Source organism: Streptomyces sp. NPDC054786, from assembly GCF_053611685.1.
In genome coordinates this window covers 53278-70311 of sequence record NZ_JBSHAW010000021.1, presented here as the reverse complement: position 1 = coordinate 70311, position 17034 = coordinate 53278, and the positions used below count along the sequence as shown (strand labels likewise).

Below are 17034 nucleotides of genomic sequence, written 5' to 3'. Positions count from 1 at the left end.
AGCACCGGTTGTTGCGCCGGATGTATATCTCTACAGCAGTCGGCATGGGTGGTTCGGAGTTGATCGTGAGTTGAACTACAAGGTCTGCCCTAGTCAGGTTCGAAACCTGCCTGGCGTTTTCTATCGGTACAACCCCGACGGTAGTGTAGAGAAGTTGGACGGTCCGACTGGGCTGCCGATTAGGGAGGTTGGTTGAGGGCCCTATGAAGATGCTTCCGGTTTTTGAGGAAGTTCAAGCGGAGAATCAAGGCTTGTTCCAGCGGGCCTCGCTCAGCCAGCTGGCGGGGCATCTGGCTCCTGCCCTGCGTGAGCCGTTGGCAATGTACTTGTCCGGATCGTACTCTCTGCTTGCGGCTGGAAATATTCAAGATCCGATGAATGCGGAAAAAGGGGCAGTTGTTCCTTTCGGGTACTGCACCGATGGGGAATGGGTGTGGCCTGCATACTGGGGATACTTTGTGCAGGAGTACGGGGTGCAGCTCCCGGATGAATTTATCGACCATGTGAGGGGGCGTAACTTCACCCCGGCTACCCTGTCTGACAGGGAACTGGACCGGGCAGAGGAGGAATTTGAGGAGCAGTTTTTCGACTGAATCACTCCGGCGAGTCTAAGTGCTGGGGCAACTTATAGTCTGAGAGGCTAGAGCGCCTTCCCGGATTCGTCTCATCGAATTGACAAATGAGACCGCGGAGAAGCAACTGGCAGACCCTGGCATGAAGATGAAGGCCGCAACGCTCGGCCCTGGTGATCAACGACCGGCTATTTCCCTCAGTTCGACAGGGTTGCTCGGGACCGAGGCGGCCCGTGGTGGGCTCGTCCAGCGAATGCACCTGGGGTTCACGTACGGGGTCGATTCGGCACCGCACGCTGCCCGAGTAGTTGCGCGGCAGCTTCAGGGCGGAACCGAGCACCTTGCCGGTCGGCACCTCCATCGTCATCTCGTCACAGCCACGCGTCGAGCTGAACCCCATGGCACATCAATCGATGTGGATCGCGGCGGTCAGCGGGGAAGCCGGACGTCGCCGGCAGGTCCGAGCTCCATTGAAAGGCCAGCGGTCAGCAGATAATGCCTTCCGGGGCAGGCGCAACAGCATCGGTGCGGGCGATGTCACGAAGAGACTCTTTGGGCTGTGTGCCGGTCGCATTCCACGGGGATTTGGTGGGGCCACGCCGGAAGGAACAGGTCCAGGGGTTTACTGGCCCGCGACGACCAGGCCGGCCTCGTAGGCGAAGACGGCGGCCTGTGTGCGGTCGCGGAGGCCGAGTTTCACCAGGATGCGGCTGACATGGGTTTTCACCGTCTGTTCGGCGATGACCAGGCGGGCGGCGAGTTCGGAGTTGGACAGGCCCTGGGCTATCAGGCGGAGTACCTCGGTTTCGCGCTCGCTGAGGTCCGCGACGCGCTCGCTACGGAGGCGGGGGGTGTGCAGCCGGGAGAACTCCTCGATCAGGCGCTTGGTGACCGTCGGCGCGAGCAGGGCTCCGCCCCGGGCGACGGTGCGTACCGCGTCCGCGAGTTGATGGGCCGAGGAGTCCTTGAGGAGGAAGCCGCTCGCCCCGACGCGCAGGGCCTCGTAGACGTACTCGTCCGAATCGAAGGTCGTGAGGATGATGATCTTGACGTCCCGGTTGTCTTCGGTGATCCTCAGCGTTGCTTCCAGGCCGTTGAGGACGGGCATCCGTACATCCATCAGCACGATGTCCGGGGTGAGTTCCCCGACCTGGCGGACCGCGTCCTCGCCGTTCACGGCCTCGCCCACCACGTCGATGTCCGGCTGTGCATTGAGCAGGATGCCGAAACTCTCCCGGATCAGGGTCTGGTCGTCGGCGACCAGTACGCGGATCGTCATGCGCCCTCACCCTCGCTCGTGGGCCGGGAAGCCGTGACTGCGGACCAGTCGTCCTCTCGTGGCTCGCTCCCCAGAGTGCCGCCCAGTGCGGAAGCCCGCTCTCTCGTACCCAACACGCCGTGCCCCTCCCCACCTGACGCCGCGCACCGGTTGCCGGGTCGTGGGAAACACGTAGGCGGATGTCAGTCCGGTCGCAGGATAGCTCGAACTCTCGACCTGGCAGCCGTGGTACGGCGAGGGGCGCTGTTCAGCGCCCCTCCTGGACGATGCGGAACGACGGCGGTCCGGGCGCCGGTCCTGCACTCCAGTGGTCCTCGGCCCGGTGTTGAATCAGTAGCTCTTGTTGCTGATTCACGAGGGGCAGTCATACCTCAGAGCCACAAATGCAGTTGGCGCCTGAGTGTGACGATTTCCCGATCGCAAAATCCTAGCCTTCCAGTCAGTTGAGCGAATGACGGGAAGGAACGGCTGTCAATGCGAGCACGTAAATGGGGGAGACGTGGGCTGCTGGTGGCCGTTGCCGCAACCATTGTGTTGTCGGTCAGTGCCGCTGCCCGGTCCGCAGTTCCCGGTACGCCCTCACCGCCACCTCTTCCCGCGGTCACGGCCGGGACGCTGGACGCGCGCTACGCCGTGAACCGGGCCTCCATCGCCGCGGCCGAGCGCGCCGCGCACCGGATCGGGGACCGCGACCGGGAACGTTATCTGCACCAACTGGCCGCGTCTGGAAGGCACTTCCTGTCCTTCGGGGCGGCAGGCGACGGCCAGGCGGTGGAGGTTCTCGGTGATCTCGCCGCGGCGCGCCGGATCGCCGTTGTGGTGCCGGGGTCGGACACCACGATCGACACCTTCGACCACCTCGGCTCGCGCCGGGCCTCGCTCGGCGGCGGCGCCCGTGCGCTCCACGACGAGCTGCGCCGGGTCTCGACCACCCCGGTGGCCGTGGTGGCCTGGTACGGCTACCGCGCGCCCCGGACCATGAGCCGGGATGTGCTGAGCACCGCACGCGCCACCGAGGGCGGCAGCCGGTTGCGGCGGCTGCTGGACGAGTTGCGGTCGGCGAGCCCCGCGGCACGTGTGACGCTCCTGTGCCACTCGTACGGTTCCGTGGTCTGCGGCAGCGCCGTCGGCGGCACGGGCCGCGCGGCGCCCTCGTCCCTCGCCGGCCTCGCGGTCTTCGGCAGCCCCGGCATGGGTGTGGGGTCCGTGGCCGAGTTCCACGGCATCCCGGTGTGGGCGGGGCGGGGAGCGAACGACTGGATCGCGGGAGCCCCGCACGTCAGCCTGCCCGCATTCGGCGGGACGCTGGGCTTCGGTGCCGACCCGGTGTCCCGGCCGTTCGGTGCCAAGCTCTTCGACGCGGGGACCGGCGGGCACAGCGACTATCTCGCGCCGGGCAGTCTCCCGTTGCGCAACCTCGCGCTGATCGCCGCGGGGCGGACGTCGGAGGTCTCCCGTGGCTGACGTACGCCTCCGCCCCGCGGTACGCCTCCGCCCCGCCGTACCCCTCCGCCCCGCGGCCCCGCCCAGCAGGGCGCCGATATCCGGCAGTAGCGTGTCCGCCGGTCCGCCGCCGCTCTTCGGCCGACTGCACGCGCTGGTACTCCGGATCGACGCGGCGACCCCGGCCGACCGCGACCGGGCGATCGATGTCCTGCGGGCCCTGTCGGCCCTCGGCGTCGTGCTCGGCCACTGGCTGGTGACCGCGGTGACGCTGCGAGCCGACGGCCACCTCGTGGGGGACAGCCCGCTGCGCCATCTGCCGGCTCTGACGCCGGTGTCCTGGGTGCTGCAGCCGCTGGCGATCTTCTTCTTCGTCGGCGGACGGGTCGCGGCCCGGGGCTACGCCACCGCACGGTCCGCACGCCCGGACCACGGCCGCTGGCTGGCCCGGCGGCTGCGCCGGCTGCTGCGGCCGGTGGGAACGCTGCTGTTCCTGTGGCTGCTGGTGGTGCTCGGCCTGGCCGCCGCCGGTGTCGCTCACGAGACGATCAGCACGCTTCTGAACCTGGTGGTCTCGCCCCTGTGGTTCCTGCTGGTGTTCATCGTGCTGACCGCCGCCACCCCCCTCGTCCGGCGGGCACCCGGGCGGATCGCCGTCGGGGCAGGTGCCGTGGTGGCCGTGCTGGACGTGGCACATTTCGCAAGCGGTGGTGTCGCCTGGGTCGAGACGGTCCGCAATGTGAATGTCCTCGCGGGCTGGCTGGTGCCGTACTGCCTGGGCGCGGTGTGGGCCGCCGGTGGCTTCGCCCGACGCCGGCACGCGGCCGGCCTGCTGGTCACCGGAGTCCTGGCGACCGCCGCACTCATCGTGTGGGGCGGCTATCCCGCCAGCATGGTCGGTGTCCCCGGCGCCGCCCTGTCGAACCTCAACCCGCTCTCGCTCGCCGCTGTCACGTTCGGCCTGGCCCAGTGCGGTGCGGCCCTCCTGCTGTGCGGCCCGCTGCGGCGCCTGGTCGGACAGCCGCGGTCCGCCGCCCAGCACCCGCCCGGCGGGCAACGGACCGCCACACCCGGCCAGTTCGCCTGGGCGGCGGTGGCCCTGATGAACCTCTCCGTGATCACGATCTTCCTCTGGCACCAGACCGCGATGCTCTCGGTCACCGCGGTCACTCTCCCGCTGACGGGTCCGCTCTTCGGCCTCCACACCGCCCCCGACGCGTCGGCCTGGGTCCTGGCCCGCCTGGTGTGGGTGCCCGTGTTCGTCCTGCTGCTGGTGGCACTGTGCCGAGCCTTCCAGCACGTGGAGGTCGACGCGCGGAGCAGCCGGAACCAGGTTCCGTGAACCGCCCGCGTGCAGAACCTCTCTGACATGACAGATCACCTCGTGCCCGCTGCTGCGACGGAGGAAAAAATGCAAGCGATGACGACCGAATACGTCGGCGCCCTGTATGTGAAATACCAGGACTCCCTGTGCAAGGTGCGCGACGCCCAGCGGCAGTTTCTCCGGGATCGCGGCAAGTCGATGAAGGCCCAGCTCGACGACTACGAAGCGGAGATCACGTACCTGCTGCTGCGTGAGCTGCGCCCCGATGTCGTGGCGGAGATCGGAACCTTCTACGGCTGGTCGACGAGGTGGATCCTGAGCGCGCTTCGCGACAACGGGAACGGTCACCTCCACTCGTTCGACATCGTCGACAACGTCGTGCGCAACGTTCCGGCGGAACTCGCGGGGGAGCGATGGACGTTCACCATGGGAGACGTCCGGGAGAACCTGGCGAAGATACCCGCCAGGACCGACTACCTCTTCATCGATGCCGACCACGGGGCGCGCTTCGCCCACTGGTACATCGACAACCTCTTTCCCGCCGTCCCCGCGGGAACACCCACCAGCGTCCACGACGTCTTCCACGGACGGCGCCCGAAGCCGCTCAGCGAAGGCTCGGTCATCGTCAAATGGCTGGCCGAGACGGGCATCGAGTTCTTCACGCCTTCCACCGCCAAGGCCCCACAGGTGACGGCGGAGCTCGCCGCCGTCAAGAAAAGGCTGGGCCTGGACGAGCCGGTCCGCGTCAGTGACCACAACCCGATGATCTTCTTCAATCTGCCGTAGGGCCTACGGGGGTGGTCCGACGGCGGGAAGGAAGAAGGCGAGCGGCCCCGGTACGCGTACCGGGGCCGCTCGGTGTATGCGAGCCCGGGCACTTACCCAGGTCCGGCACCTAAGCTTCCCCGCATGCCTCTCTCTTCCGGCCCGCTCTCCACGCCGTGGCTGCGTACCTACCAGGCGGTGGCCGCACCCCGGCTCCGGCTCGTCTGTTTCCCGCACGCCGGCGGCTCGGCGAGTTTCTTCCGCTCCTGGCCCCGGCACCTCCCGTCCGACTGGGAAGTGAGCGCGGTGTGCTACCCGGGCCGTGAGGCGCGGATGGCCGAGCCCGGCATCACGAGCATGACGGAACTCGCCGGCCGGATCGCCGACGGGCTGGCACCCCATATGACGCCCCGCACGGTCTTCTTCGGTCACAGCATGGGGGCATCCGTGGCGCATGAGGTCACGGCGTTGCTCACCGGGCGCGGGGTCGCGGGCCCGGCGGCGCTCCTCGTCTCCGGCCGGGCCGCTCCCCATCGCCTGCGGCGCCTCGGCAAGGGGGACCTCACCGATGAGGAGTTGCTCGCCAGGGTCGGCGGGCTCGGAGGTCCGGGGGCGGAGTTCCTGCAGGACCCCGAGCTGCGCGAGCTGTTCCTGCCGACGATCCGTGCGGACTACCGGCTGCTCGAAGCGTATGTGGCGGAACCCAAGGCACCTGCCGTTGACATCCCCGTGGTCGCCTACTTCGGGACGGACGACCCCGATCCGGCTCCCGACGACGTCCGGGCGTGGGCGGAGCTGACCTCGGCCCGCTGTGACGCGCGCGCATTTCCCGGGGGGCACTTCTACCTCATCCCCCAGGAAGCCGAGCTGACCCGCGACATTCAGGAGCGACTCGTCGCCCTCGGATGAGGCCCGGTGCGGCGTCGGTCGAAGTCCGCCTGCCGCGGGCGGGGGTGCATGGCGAAACGGGGGCTGACGTGCGGTCGGAGGCGCGCGGCGTTTCCGGTCCTTTGCGTGGTACTCCGTTCGCCGAAAACCGGCCGGTCCGCTCCCGCATCTGCTGGTGAGCGGCACCGGACGGCTCCGGTCTCCGCGCTTTCGCCCGCTGTTTTGGATACAGGTCTCGGGGCAGCAGAGCACTGTCGGGATGACCGACATGCTGGAAAGAGCCCGTCACAATTCCCCTTTGTTGATGAGCAGGAACAGGGGCGGGATGAGCCTGCTGTCGCGTCGCGCTGAAGGGATTTCGCATGAGTTCCCATGTCTGGGGATACCTTCCCGACTCCGGGTACCGGGCGGGCACGGCCCTCGCGGGGTACAGCGTCGAAGCCGTTGACGGGAGTATCGGCAAGGTCGACAAGCATTCCGATGAGGTCGATTCCGCGCACCTTGTCGTCGACACCGGCCCTTGGATCCTCGCGAGGCGGGTCGTGCTGCCGGCCGGCACGGTGACCGGTATCGACCAGGGCGAGGAGAAGATCTACGTCGGCCGCACCAGGCAGGAGATCAAGGACGCGCCCGCCTTCGAGGGGGATGGGCACGAGAGCAGCGCTGACCATCCCGACGGCGGGCGGTAAGGCCATTACCGTTACCCTTCCGATCGCCTTCGACCGCGCGCCCGAATAATGTCCCAGTACTCCGGCCGTAAATCGTGATGGTGGCTGCGCAGTCCGGTGTGAAGACGGCGGATGGCGGTAGCCTTCCAGTCCGCCAAGGGCCTGGCCGGACTCGACGAGCACCAGGTCCCCGCCTCGCGTCCTGGACCCGCTGGTCACCCTCGCCATGCTCGTCCACGCCTTCCTCGCCGCCGTCCGAGCCGACGAACACGGCCTACATTCCGGACCGGACGGCCTGATTCGACTCGGCTGCAACGAGATCCAGCGCCTGTTCACCCCCACGCTCATCAGCCAGCAGGTCCACGACCTGACCCACCGGCTCAGCTGGTCCGATGGGCGACGCCGCCACCGAGCCCGTGCCCAGGCCGGCCATGGCCGCCGACAAGCCGCGAACCGATCATGAAGCTCACGATCTACGGCCGGGGTCCTGGCCGGTGTGACACCGCCGGGCACTTCACCCTGGTCGGCGGTGTGCCGCCGCTTGCACCCGTACCCGCTGCGGTCTCGGCAAGGGGGCCTGAGAGTATTGCCGTCCCGCCGTCCTGCCGTGCGACAAGGCCCCGGCCGGCAATGCCCGTCGGGCAGGCGGACCCGGGACACGGCGCTGCCAGGACGGCGTGGGCGCATTGAGGTGGAAGAGTGTGATGCGGGGAGTACCTGTAAGAGCAGCCGAGGCACGCAACTTTGTGCACGACATGCTGCACAGGACAGGCAGCCCGGTCGATGACCTGGCTCTCGTCGATGCCCTTCTGGTGACCACGGAGCTGGTCACCAACGCCCAGCGGCACGGGGGAGGGCTCACCGGGTTCACCGCGCGGATCACCGAGGGATACCTGGAGGTGGCGGTCGAGGACGGAAGCGACCGCTGCCCCACCGCTTCCGCGCCTCGTGCCCCTGACGCGACCGGAGGATGCGGTTGGCCCCTGATACAACGCCTGGCCCGCACCATCGACATCACCGTGACCGTGACCGGCAAGACCATCCGTGTGACGTTGCCCCTCTGATGGCCTCGTCTGATGCCCGTGTCTGATGCCCAGGTCTGATGCCCTCCCCCCACCCCGCCGTCGTGCGTCGGCCGGGCCGGGCGCCGGACAGCAGGCGGACCAGGCTTCACCCTGCCCACTGGCAGGAGGCGTTCGAGGGCCTGTTGAGCGGATAGCGGGACGGTTCGCCCGGGTCGAACCCCCACTCCGCATCCGATACCAGCTGCTCGACTGTCGCCCTGCCCGGAGCAACGAGCTCCAGGAGAGTCAGGATCGGGAAAGGCGCAAGTCGATCCAGGGGATGCTGTCGCCCGGCAGCAGGTATCGCTCGGTCTCGACGAACCCGTGTTTGCGTGCGAACCGCAGACCGTCCTCGTTGGAGGACAGCACGACGGTCTCGATCACTTCGGCGCCGAGCTCCTGCGCCCGGCTGAGTCCGCGCGCATAGAGTTCCTCGCCGAACCCCTGACCACGGTGAGCGGCGAGCACTCGGGCGATCACTGTGACCGTCAGCGTGTCGTCCGTAGGCGCGCGCACCGTGCTGCACCCGATGAGGTCGCCACCGAAATACGCGACTTCCAAGTGGTGGCGCTGCGCACGTTCCCGCACCTCATCCAGCGAGAGGAGGTGGGTAGGAATGATCACGTTGTGGACGTGCTGCCAGTCCTTGAGGGTGGCGTCGTCGTCCGGCTGCTGGATGCGAAGGTCAGACATCGCAACAGGAGACCCGCGTTCACCTCGGACGTCAACTCCACTTGCCACCGAGCGAGTCGCCGGTGTCGTTGAAGGCGCGCGCGGCCAGGCCGGTGCCCATCAGGACGCCAAGGCGGAGTAATAGGAGCGCGACAGCGCCAAGTCAGGCCGCTCTCCGCGAAGTTCGTGGATGACCTGGAGCAGAACGGTGGCTCCGGCAACGAGCGGCAAGATGGTCGTTCGTACCCGGCAGGGCGACCCTCCGGTCACGCGGAAGCGCCTCGACTCATGAATGTGCTCCGCCGGGGCATACGGGAGTTCAGCAGCTTTTGCGTACCGGAGGGAGAGGACGATCATGGGTATCGGCGGATGCATCGGGCTTATCGCGGTGGGTGCCATTTTGACGTTCGCGGTGGACTGGCACCTGTCCGGGGTCAATCTCGACCTGGTCGGGCTCATCATGATGGCCGTCGGAGTGATCGGTCTGGCGACCTATGTGAGCATCCTCAAGCGGCGGCGTGTCCAGCCGCCGTCTCCCGGAGCTCCGGTGGTCGACGTCGAGGAGACGCGTACCTACCGGTGAATGACGGGCCGGCCCAAAGGACCAGGCGCCCAGGAATGCAAACTGCCCTCCCGTAGCCGTCGATGCATACGGTCGGTGGGGGCCCTGCCGAGCGGCGCAGCGGCAGACAGCCGCATTGCCGAGAGAGGCAGTTGATGAAAGACGACCGCACGGCAGGAGCGGCGTCCGTCCTGCACGGAGCGATATCCCCTCCGGACGGAGAGGGATTCGGGGACGGTGCCGGCGGCAGAATTCTCCGGGCGGCTGATTCCGCGCCGGCGCCCGCAGCAACTGGGTGCCGAGCGCCGCTCCGCCCGCAGGAGGTCGCATGCGGCGGGCTGGTGCATTCCGCGTGAGCGGCCGTCAAGCACCGGCGGGTGGTGCGGGGAACGAGGGGTATCTCCCCATCGCCGAACACGGGCTGATCGGCGACCTGCGGACAGCCGCACTGGTCGGGACCGATGGCCGCATCAACTGGTTCTGTGCCCCGCGTTTCGACTCGCCCAGTATCTTCGGCTCGCTGCTCGACGCACAGAACGGCGGGCACTGGCACATCAGCCCCGTCGGGGAGGTGGCCAAACGGCAGCAGTACTACTTCCCTGAAACCAACATCCTCATGACGCGGATGCTGACCGAGAACGGCATCGTCGAGATCCAGGACTTCATGCCGATACGGACGGAGGGGGACCGGAATCATCGGCAACGTCTGGTGCGTCGGGTGGTCAGCGTGCGGGGCGGTGCGCGTATCCGAGCAGTCATCGCACCGCGCATGAACTACGGCCGGGACCCGCACAAGGTGGAATCCCAGCCACACGGTGTGCGCTTTACGAGCGAGGCGCTGGAACTCTCGCTCCAGGCAAGCGTGACCCTCCATGCCGAGGGCCAGGACGCGGTCAGCGAATTCGACCTGACCGAAGGGCAGTCGGTGCTCTTTGTACTGGAGTCCTCCGAACCGACCTGTGCCGAGCCGACCGTCGACCTGGTCGATGCCCAGGCTGCCGAGGAACTGTTCCGGTCCACCGTACGGTTCTGGCGCCAATGGCTGAGCCAGTCCACTTACACCGGCCGCTGGCGCGAAGTGGTGCACCGCTCGGCGCTGACCCTCAAACTCCTGACCCATGAGCCCAGCGGCGCCATCGTCGCCGCACCGACCCTCGGGCTTCCCGAACAGGTCGGTGGGGAACGCAATTGGGACTACCGCTACGTCTGGATTCGCGATGCGGCCTTTTCCCTCCACGCCCTGCTGCGCCTGGGATTCACCCGTGAGGCACAAGCCTTCATCAGCTGGCTGACCGACTGCCTGCGCGGTGTACGCGGCGGTGACCGCGGCCCGCTACGGGTGCTGTATTCCATCGACGGTCATGCCGAGCTGCCCGAGCAGATTCTCGACCACTGGGAGGGCTACCGAGGGTCTGCCCCCGTCCGCGTGGGGAATGGCGCCGCCGGCCAGCTCCAGCTGGACATCTACGGGGAACTGTTCGACTCCATCTATCTGTTCAACAAGCATGGTGCCGGTATTTCCCACGAGAGCTGGATGGACCTGTGCACCATCCTCGACTGGCTCCTGGAGCACTGGGACGGTCCCGATGCGGGCATCTGGGAGACCCGCGCCGGACCCCAGCGCCATACCTCTTCGCGGGTGATGTGCTGGGTAGCGGTGGAGCGCATGATCCGAATGGCCCGCCAACGCGGCTTGCCGGGCGATCTGGGGCGCTGGATGTCGGAACGCGACAAGATCTACCACCAGATCATGGACCAAGGCTGGAGCGCGCAGGAGCAGACCTTTGTCCAACGCCTCAGTGGCGACCCGGAGCAGCCACCGGAGAGCATTCTGGACGCCTCGCTCCTGGTGATGCCGATGGTCAAATTCCTCTCGGCCAACGACCCGAGATTCCGCTCCACCGTGCGGGCGATCGGCAAGAGTCTCGTCACGGACAGCTTGGTTTTTCGCTATGACCCGATGGAGTCTCCCGACGGCCTGGACGGCACCGAGGGGACCTTCTCGATCTGCTCGTTCTGGTGGGTCGAGGCGCTGGCTCGCACCGGTCAGGTCGACGAGGCCAGGGTGGCACTGGAGAAGATGTTCACCTACGCCAACCACCTCGGTCTGTATGCGGAACAGATAGGGATGACGGGCGAACATCTGGGGAATTTCCCGCAGGCATTCACCCATCTCGCGCTGATCAGCGCGGCCACGAGCCTGGACGGTTTCATGGGCTGAGCCGCCACTCGCTCTCCGCGCCCCCGGCACCCACTGCGCGGGCAGGGGTCCGTAAAGCAGGGATGCCGCATTGCTGACCGTGGTCAGGTGGGATTCTTCGCCGAAATGCAAGGCGGACGCGAGGTGATGGAGCGACAGCAATCGCGAAGATCTGCCGGCCCAGGAGGAAGAGCACGCGGATGACCTGCGAGGGCTGCTGGAACGCATCCCGCAGGACAAAGAAGCCGGTGGACGCGGGGCGCAGGGGTACTCAGGCTTCGAGGGCGCGGGGCACGCTGTCGGCAAGCGTGAAGTACCCGGCGGTGCACGTGACATCGAAGAGCCGACGGATGACTCGGTGGAACGGGCCGGCGACGATCAGCTTGCGCTCCTGCCGGTCGTGGGCACGCTGAGCGGCGAGCAGCACATGCAGCACGGTGGAGTCGGCGAAGTCGGTGAGGGACAGATCGATGACGGTACGTGGAGCGCCGGAGTCCTTCGCCAGCGCACATGCCTCTTCCAGGAGAGGGGCGCTGTCGTGATCGAGGGACCCGCTGACACGGACGACAAAGACCTCGTCCTCGACGGCATGAGTCACCACGGCCGGTGTATGGACGTACATGGGCGCCAGCATGTCACGAGTTTCGGGCACGGCTTCCAGGCGGTCTCCCGTTCGGTCAATCGACGGCCTCCCCCCGGAACGGGGCCCGCCGACAGGTCATCGAAGCGTCTCCGGCACGACGCCGGATCTCTCGCGCGGAATGCCACGCTGCGCCGGTCGTACTCCGCGGGAAATATCCGGGAATTCGCGGCTGACGTCCTCCCGTACACCGGCTGCGCCACTCAGCGGGGTGATTGTTCGGCCAGCACGCATAAGAGCCGCGACGTCGGGCAATGGGCGTGCTCAAAGGACCTGAATTCCGGAGGTGAATCATGAACGCGGTTTTCGAGGACGTATCGGACGCGAAACTGCAGGGGGCCCCTGACGGGCCGTCACCGCGCACCGGAGAATCCGCCACCACGCTTCCTCGCATCGAGGACGCCGGGAGCGTAGCTCCCCATGACGCCAAGGCTCTGTCGCCGCTGTTCTTCGAGCGACTGGGGGAGCTCGAAGAGGGCACCCCCGAGTATCAGTACGCCCGCAATACGCTCGTCGAGATGAACCTGTCTTTGGTGCGCTATGCGGCTTCCCGGTACAGAGGCCACGGTGACCAGATGGAGGACATCGTCCAAGTCGGCACGATCGGTCTGATCAAGGCCATCGACCGGTTCGACCGCTCACGCCGGACGGAGTTCGCTGCGTTCGCCATCCCGCACATCCTCGGGGAGATCAAGCGGTTCTTCCGCGACACCAGCTGGGCCGTCCACGTCCCGCGCCGCCTGCAGGAACTCCGTGCCGACCTCTCCCGGGCAACGGAGCAGCTGTCCACTCTGCTGCGCCGGGACCCCACCATCAATGAGCTGGCCGAGCATTTGCAGCTCACAGAAGAGGAGGTCATCGAAGGCATGGTGGCCGGCAACGGCTACTCGGCGGTCTCCTTGGACGTGCCCTGCGACGGTGATGCGGCGCAGGGCGACGCACCGTCCTTCGCCGATGTGCTCAGCGCGACCGATCCCGCCACGGAGAGAGTCGAGGACCGGTACACCCTGGCCTCACTCCTGAAGCTGCTCAGCGACCGCGACCGCCTCATCATCCAGCTGCGCTTCGGCCAGGAGCTGACTCAGGCACAGATCGGTGCCGTACTCGGCGTGTCCCAGATGCATGTCTCGCGCCTGCTGGCCGGCATCATCAACCAGCTTCGCAGGGGAATGCTCAGCCAGAAGTGACCCCGGGCCGGCCCGCTTCCGGTACCGGCACCGGAAGCGGGCGTCGCGCCGTACGGGCACTGTTCGCCTCGCCGTTCGGACATACGGGAGGGGCCACAGCGTGAAAGCTGTGGCCCCTCCCGCAGAGTGTGCGCCCAGGTCATTCCTTGAACGCGTCTTTGGCCTTCTCCTTCGCTCCGCGGAGATCTCCCTTGGATTCCTTTGCGGAGCCTTCGGCTGTGGCGCTCTCGTTTCCGACAGCGCGTCCCGCCTCCTTCTTGAACTTTCCGATGGTCTGCTCGGCGATGGCCTTGACCTTTTCGCTGGCACTCATTGTGCGGTCCTTCCGTTGGCGGCACTCGTCGCGTGCCCCCGCTTTGCGCCGTCAAACGACGGAGCGGGATGCGGCGGGGGAGCGAAAGCGACCCGGAGCGCACACTGCGGAGGAGGTGAGTCCCTTGCGGAACAGTGCACGCCCCGGGCCATGGTGCGTCGTGTGCCCCTGAGTGTGGTGATGATGCATCAGTCAACGCGGAAAGTGGGGACGATGCGATGTTGTCCGGCCCAACCTATTCCTGCGGGCTACCAGCGATTCCGTCGGCTGCGCTTGCCGCCGGCTCCCGCGGAACGCATCACAAAACCCCGCTCCCGCAAGGCGAGTACGACGACCGTGACAAACCACAGCGCCCTGAGGGCGAATCCGGCACCGAAAAGAAGGAGAGCGAGAAAAAGCAGAGCGAGAAAGGGTAGGAGAAGCGAGGGAACCGGGTTATCAACCTCCGGGCCATCGTGTGCCCTGTGCGGCAGCACGCACCCTCCCGCCGGGACGTTGATCGCATCTGCGTCCGGTGCGGAGGCATGGTGGTGTGGGATCGGGGTAGGCGGCCGCTGCAGCGTCCGCGGGTGCCGGGCGCGCGGGAAGGCGAGATGACCACCATCGTGAGCGAGACCACGACCGAGCAACGGCACGCCGACACGAGCTCCGTACTGCCGGAGGTGACGCAACCGCAGAAGGTGGCCCCGCGCGATGCGAAGGCGTTGTCGAAGCAGTTCTTCGAGCGGCTCCAGGTCCTCGAGGAGGGCACGCACGAGTACCAGTACGTGCGCAACACCCTCATCGAGATGAACATGTCGATGGTGCGCTACGTCGCCCGCCGTTACCGCAACCGTGGCGATGACATGGAAGATGTCATCCAGGTGGGCACGATCGGTCTGATCAAGGCCATCGACCGGTTCGAGCTCTCGCGTGAGGTGGAGTTCTCCACCTTCGCCGTTCCCTACATCCTCGGGGAGATCAAGCGGTTCTTCCGGGACACCGGCTGGGCCGTCCATGTGCCCCGTCGCCTCCAGGAACTCCGCAGCGACCTGGCCAAGGCCAAGGAGCACCTCGCTGCGACCCTCGACCGCGACCCCACCGTCCGTGAGCTGGCCGCCCACCTCGACCTGTCGGAGGACGAGGTCATCGAGGGCATCGTCGCCGCCAACGGCTACACCGCCGGCTCGCTCGACACCCCCGCCGATCCGGACCCGTCGGAGCAGCGCCGCACCCTCGTCGACGTCCTGGGGGAGAACGACCCGGCGCTGGAGGCCGTCGAAGACCTGCATGTGCTGGCTCCGCTGCTCGACACGCTCGATGCACGCGAACGGCGCCTGATCGAGCTGCGCTTCGGCCAGGAGATGACCCAGTCGCAAATCGGCGACGAGCTCGGTGTCTCCCAGATGCATGTCTCCCGGCTGCTCACCCGTACGCTCTCCAAGCTCCGCGCCGGCATGTTCACCGAACGGTGAAACCGTCGCCTGCAGCATGGGGGTAGTGCCGCCGCCGGGCGCGGGCCTGAAAGGCGACTCTCTCCTCGCGGGCTGACCGCCTGCCCAGGCGGAACTGCTTACCGGCGCACGCCTGGAAGCCGGTCAGTCCCGTGTGTCTGTGGGGAGCGAGGCCATCACCTCGTACCAGCCGTCTTCTCGCGGCCCGATCTGCACACTGCCGCCGAGTGAGGACGCCCGTTCCCGCATGCCCAGCACCCCGTGGCCGGTGCTCGGCTGACGCTTCACCTCAGTGGCCGCCGGGCTGTTGGCGACGCGTATGCCGACAGTGGACCGACCGTGGGATATCTCCAATTCGACCCGGCAGCCGGGAGAATGCCGCAAGGCATTGCTCAGGGCCTCCTGCACGATCCGGAAGGCCGACAGTTCGACGCGCTGGGGCACGGGCCGGGGGGTACCGGTGACCGACCATTCGATCCGCAGGCCCGCCGAACGGATATTGGCCACCAGCTCATCGATGTTTTCGAGGGTGGGCTGGGGCGTGTAGCGGTTGTCCGGAACGTCTTCCTCCGACCGCAGCATGCCCAGGATGTGCCGCAGTTCGGTCAGGGCCGCCAGCGCGTTCTCCCGGATGCTGGTGAAACTGTCACTGAGTTCTTGCGGAGGTTCGGCCACCCGGTAAGGCGCGGCTTCCGCCTGCACGGCGACGACGGACATGTGATGGGCCACGACGTCATGCAACTCCCGGGCGATGCGGGTGCGCTCCTCCAGCAGTGCCCGTCGGGAGCGTTCGAACTCGGTCAGCGCCTCCTGCTTACGCAACTCCCGTCGGCCTTCCAGCCGTCCGCGGACGGCCGCGATGACCGCCAGCCCGAACGCCGAGAGCAGCCCCCAGGGCAAGAGGCCGTTGATCTCGGCCGCGGGCGACAGGAGGACGGTCAGCGTCGCGCCCACGAGCATCGTGATCGCCCACTGCGCGAAGTACACCCGTGGCTTGAGCCGGCACGCGACGGTCAGGGTGAGGATGAGGTGCCCCATCAGCCCTGGCGCCGTCCAGGGCCACGGCTCGTCGATCTCCAGCGCCCCGCTCATGAGGGCCCCGCCGATCGCGTACGGCAGGGACGCCGCCAGCGACAGCCACCAGGCGGCCACCGGCCGGTAGAGGGCCAACACCAGAGCCGGAGCCTGCGCCCAGGCGGTGAGCGCCGCGAGCGCCCGCAGCAGCCCGGGTTGCCCGTCGGTGATAAGAGTGCCCGCGACGGCCAGATCCGCCGCGACGAGTGTGGCGAGGACAGGCGGCAGACAGCGCAGTACGCGGTTCTTGGGGCGTGGCAAAGGGGCCGTCGCATCGCCATGGAGAACGGAGAGGTCGCGGCCCAGGGCCCTTGACGCGGCCACGAGATTTCGCGCGCTGAAGGGGCGCCGCCCCGGTCGCTTCGAGGCGGTGAGGTAATCCGGAGTCACGCGGCCATCGTACGGAGGCGCAGCGGGGCGCAGGCGCCTGTCGAAGGCGGGAGGCGGCTGCACCGGCCGCCTCCTCCGGCTCCCGTGCTTCGTGGCGACCGCGCTTCCGCTTCGGCCGACGATATGCAGATGCGCATTCCCCCGGGGTGACGGCATCGGTCCGCCAAGGGGCGTGCCGCACGTGCTACCCGACGACAGGGCGGCACTGATTCCGTGCCGCATCGGCGACGCGCTCGGTGCATAGGGCGAACTCACCGCACGGGCAGGGGTGTTGGCCGAGGTCAGCTCGGCGCACCGGCCGTACGACGTCAGGCCGTCCGGGGCTGGTACTCCGGAGCTGTCCACGGGGGCCCCGTCATACCTGAGTGCTACGCGCGGAATGGCCCTTGAGCGTGATGTCGTTTCCGGCTGCGAAATCTAGGGTCGATCTAGATCGGGCAAGGAGCGGGGGAACGGCGGCTATGCGCGCTGCGAGGCGGTGGAGGGGCGGCCTGACGGTGGCCGACTCTGCGGCCCTCGTGCGGATGATCGCCGCGGGGACCCGGTCGGCCGCCGGCGCG

At 67.5% G+C, this 17034-nt stretch carries 17 protein-coding genes and 1 pseudogene; 12 read left to right on the top strand and 6 right to left on the bottom strand.

Going from position 1 to position 17034, the window contains the following annotated elements; all coding sequences use genetic code 11:
- The first annotated feature begins 203 nt into the window (after positions 1 to 203).
- Positions 204 to 593 carry a hypothetical protein gene (locus ACWGI6_RS19085; protein WP_453268582.1) on the top strand — a complete coding sequence of 130 codons (390 nt, stop codon included), beginning with the start codon at positions 204 to 206 and terminating at the stop codon, positions 591 to 593.
- 601 nt (positions 594 to 1194) lie between these two features.
- On the opposite strand, the gene ACWGI6_RS19080 is transcribed toward ACWGI6_RS19085, so the two are convergent.
- Positions 1195 to 1851: a response regulator gene (locus ACWGI6_RS19080; protein WP_453268581.1), complete on the bottom strand. Its 657-nt coding sequence runs from the start codon at positions 1849 to 1851 to the stop codon at positions 1195 to 1197.
- A gap of 474 nt (positions 1852 to 2325) precedes the next feature.
- On the opposite strand from ACWGI6_RS19080, the gene ACWGI6_RS19075 reads away from it, so the two are divergent.
- The 7 genes and pseudogenes from ACWGI6_RS19075 to ACWGI6_RS19045 all read left to right on the top strand — a co-directional run bounded on the left by ACWGI6_RS19075 (position 2326) and on the right by ACWGI6_RS19045 (position 8003).
- On the top strand, positions 2326 to 3315 hold the full coding sequence (locus ACWGI6_RS19075; RefSeq protein WP_453268580.1) for an alpha/beta hydrolase: 990 nt from the start codon (positions 2326 to 2328) through the stop codon (positions 3313 to 3315).
- 91 nt (positions 3316 to 3406) lie between these two features.
- On the top strand, positions 3407 to 4636 hold the full coding sequence (locus tag ACWGI6_RS19070; protein WP_453268579.1) for an acyltransferase family protein: 1230 nt from the start codon (positions 3407 to 3409) through the stop codon (positions 4634 to 4636).
- 78 nt (positions 4637 to 4714) lie between these two features.
- The gene (locus ACWGI6_RS19065) at positions 4715 to 5404 is read left to right on the top strand and encodes a class I SAM-dependent methyltransferase (RefSeq protein WP_453268578.1); all 690 of its coding nucleotides are present in this window, start codon (positions 4715 to 4717) and stop codon (positions 5402 to 5404) included.
- A 123-nt stretch (positions 5405 to 5527) separates the two neighbouring features.
- On the top strand, positions 5528 to 6292 hold the full coding sequence (locus ACWGI6_RS19060) for a thioesterase II family protein (RefSeq protein WP_453268577.1): 765 nt from the start codon (positions 5528 to 5530) through the stop codon (positions 6290 to 6292).
- A 341-nt stretch (positions 6293 to 6633) separates the two neighbouring features.
- Entirely contained in the window at positions 6634 to 6960 is a 327-nt protein-coding gene (locus ACWGI6_RS19055; RefSeq protein WP_453268576.1) for a PRC-barrel domain containing protein, read from the top strand.
- A 117-nt stretch (positions 6961 to 7077) separates the two neighbouring features.
- Positions 7078 to 7402: pseudogene (locus tag ACWGI6_RS19050) on the top strand (IS701 family transposase); the annotation flags it as partial.
- A 241-nt stretch (positions 7403 to 7643) separates the two neighbouring features.
- Complete coding sequence (locus ACWGI6_RS19045) at positions 7644 to 8003, top strand: ATP-binding protein (RefSeq protein WP_453268575.1); 360 nt, start codon at positions 7644 to 7646, stop codon at positions 8001 to 8003.
- A gap of 246 nt (positions 8004 to 8249) precedes the next feature.
- Here ACWGI6_RS19045 and ACWGI6_RS19040 read toward each other — a convergent pair whose 3' ends face one another.
- Positions 8250 to 8696 (bottom strand): GNAT family N-acetyltransferase, encoded by a 447-nt coding sequence (locus ACWGI6_RS19040; protein WP_453268574.1) that lies wholly within the window; start codon positions 8694 to 8696, stop codon positions 8250 to 8252.
- A gap of 334 nt (positions 8697 to 9030) precedes the next feature.
- On the opposite strand from ACWGI6_RS19040, the gene ACWGI6_RS19035 reads away from it, so the two are divergent.
- Both ACWGI6_RS19035 and ACWGI6_RS19030 read left to right on the top strand, forming a co-directional pair.
- Entirely contained in the window at positions 9031 to 9258 is a 228-nt protein-coding gene (locus ACWGI6_RS19035) for a DUF6458 family protein (protein ID WP_393903633.1), read from the top strand.
- Positions 9259 to 9565: 307 nt separating this feature from the next.
- Positions 9566 to 11458, top strand: a complete 1893-nt coding sequence (locus tag ACWGI6_RS19030; protein ID WP_453268573.1) for a glycoside hydrolase family 15 protein — start codon at positions 9566 to 9568, stop codon at positions 11456 to 11458.
- A gap of 250 nt (positions 11459 to 11708) precedes the next feature.
- Here ACWGI6_RS19030 and ACWGI6_RS19025 read toward each other — a convergent pair whose 3' ends face one another.
- The gene (locus ACWGI6_RS19025) at positions 11709 to 12071 is read right to left on the bottom strand and encodes an STAS domain-containing protein (RefSeq protein ID WP_453268572.1); all 363 of its coding nucleotides are present in this window, start codon (positions 12069 to 12071) and stop codon (positions 11709 to 11711) included.
- A gap of 299 nt (positions 12072 to 12370) precedes the next feature.
- Between ACWGI6_RS19025 and ACWGI6_RS19020 the strand changes: the two genes are divergently transcribed.
- On the top strand, positions 12371 to 13264 hold the full coding sequence (locus tag ACWGI6_RS19020) for a SigB/SigF/SigG family RNA polymerase sigma factor (RefSeq protein WP_453268571.1): 894 nt from the start codon (positions 12371 to 12373) through the stop codon (positions 13262 to 13264).
- A 139-nt stretch (positions 13265 to 13403) separates the two neighbouring features.
- On the opposite strand, the gene ACWGI6_RS19015 is transcribed toward ACWGI6_RS19020, so the two are convergent.
- The gene (locus tag ACWGI6_RS19015; RefSeq protein WP_453268570.1) at positions 13404 to 13577 is read right to left on the bottom strand and encodes a CsbD family protein; all 174 of its coding nucleotides are present in this window, start codon (positions 13575 to 13577) and stop codon (positions 13404 to 13406) included.
- 248 nt (positions 13578 to 13825) lie between these two features.
- Positions 13826 to 13978 (bottom strand): hydrophobic protein, encoded by a 153-nt coding sequence (locus ACWGI6_RS19010; protein WP_453268639.1) that lies wholly within the window; start codon positions 13976 to 13978, stop codon positions 13826 to 13828.
- 192 nt (positions 13979 to 14170) lie between these two features.
- On the opposite strand from ACWGI6_RS19010, the gene ACWGI6_RS19005 reads away from it, so the two are divergent.
- On the top strand, positions 14171 to 15031 hold the full coding sequence (locus ACWGI6_RS19005) for an RNA polymerase sigma factor SigF (RefSeq protein ID WP_453268569.1): 861 nt from the start codon (positions 14171 to 14173) through the stop codon (positions 15029 to 15031).
- Between the two features lie 123 nt (positions 15032 to 15154).
- On the opposite strand, the gene ACWGI6_RS19000 is transcribed toward ACWGI6_RS19005, so the two are convergent.
- Entirely contained in the window at positions 15155 to 16474 is a 1320-nt protein-coding gene (locus tag ACWGI6_RS19000) for a histidine kinase (protein WP_453268568.1), read from the bottom strand.
- Positions 16475 to 17034 lie beyond the last annotated feature (560 nt).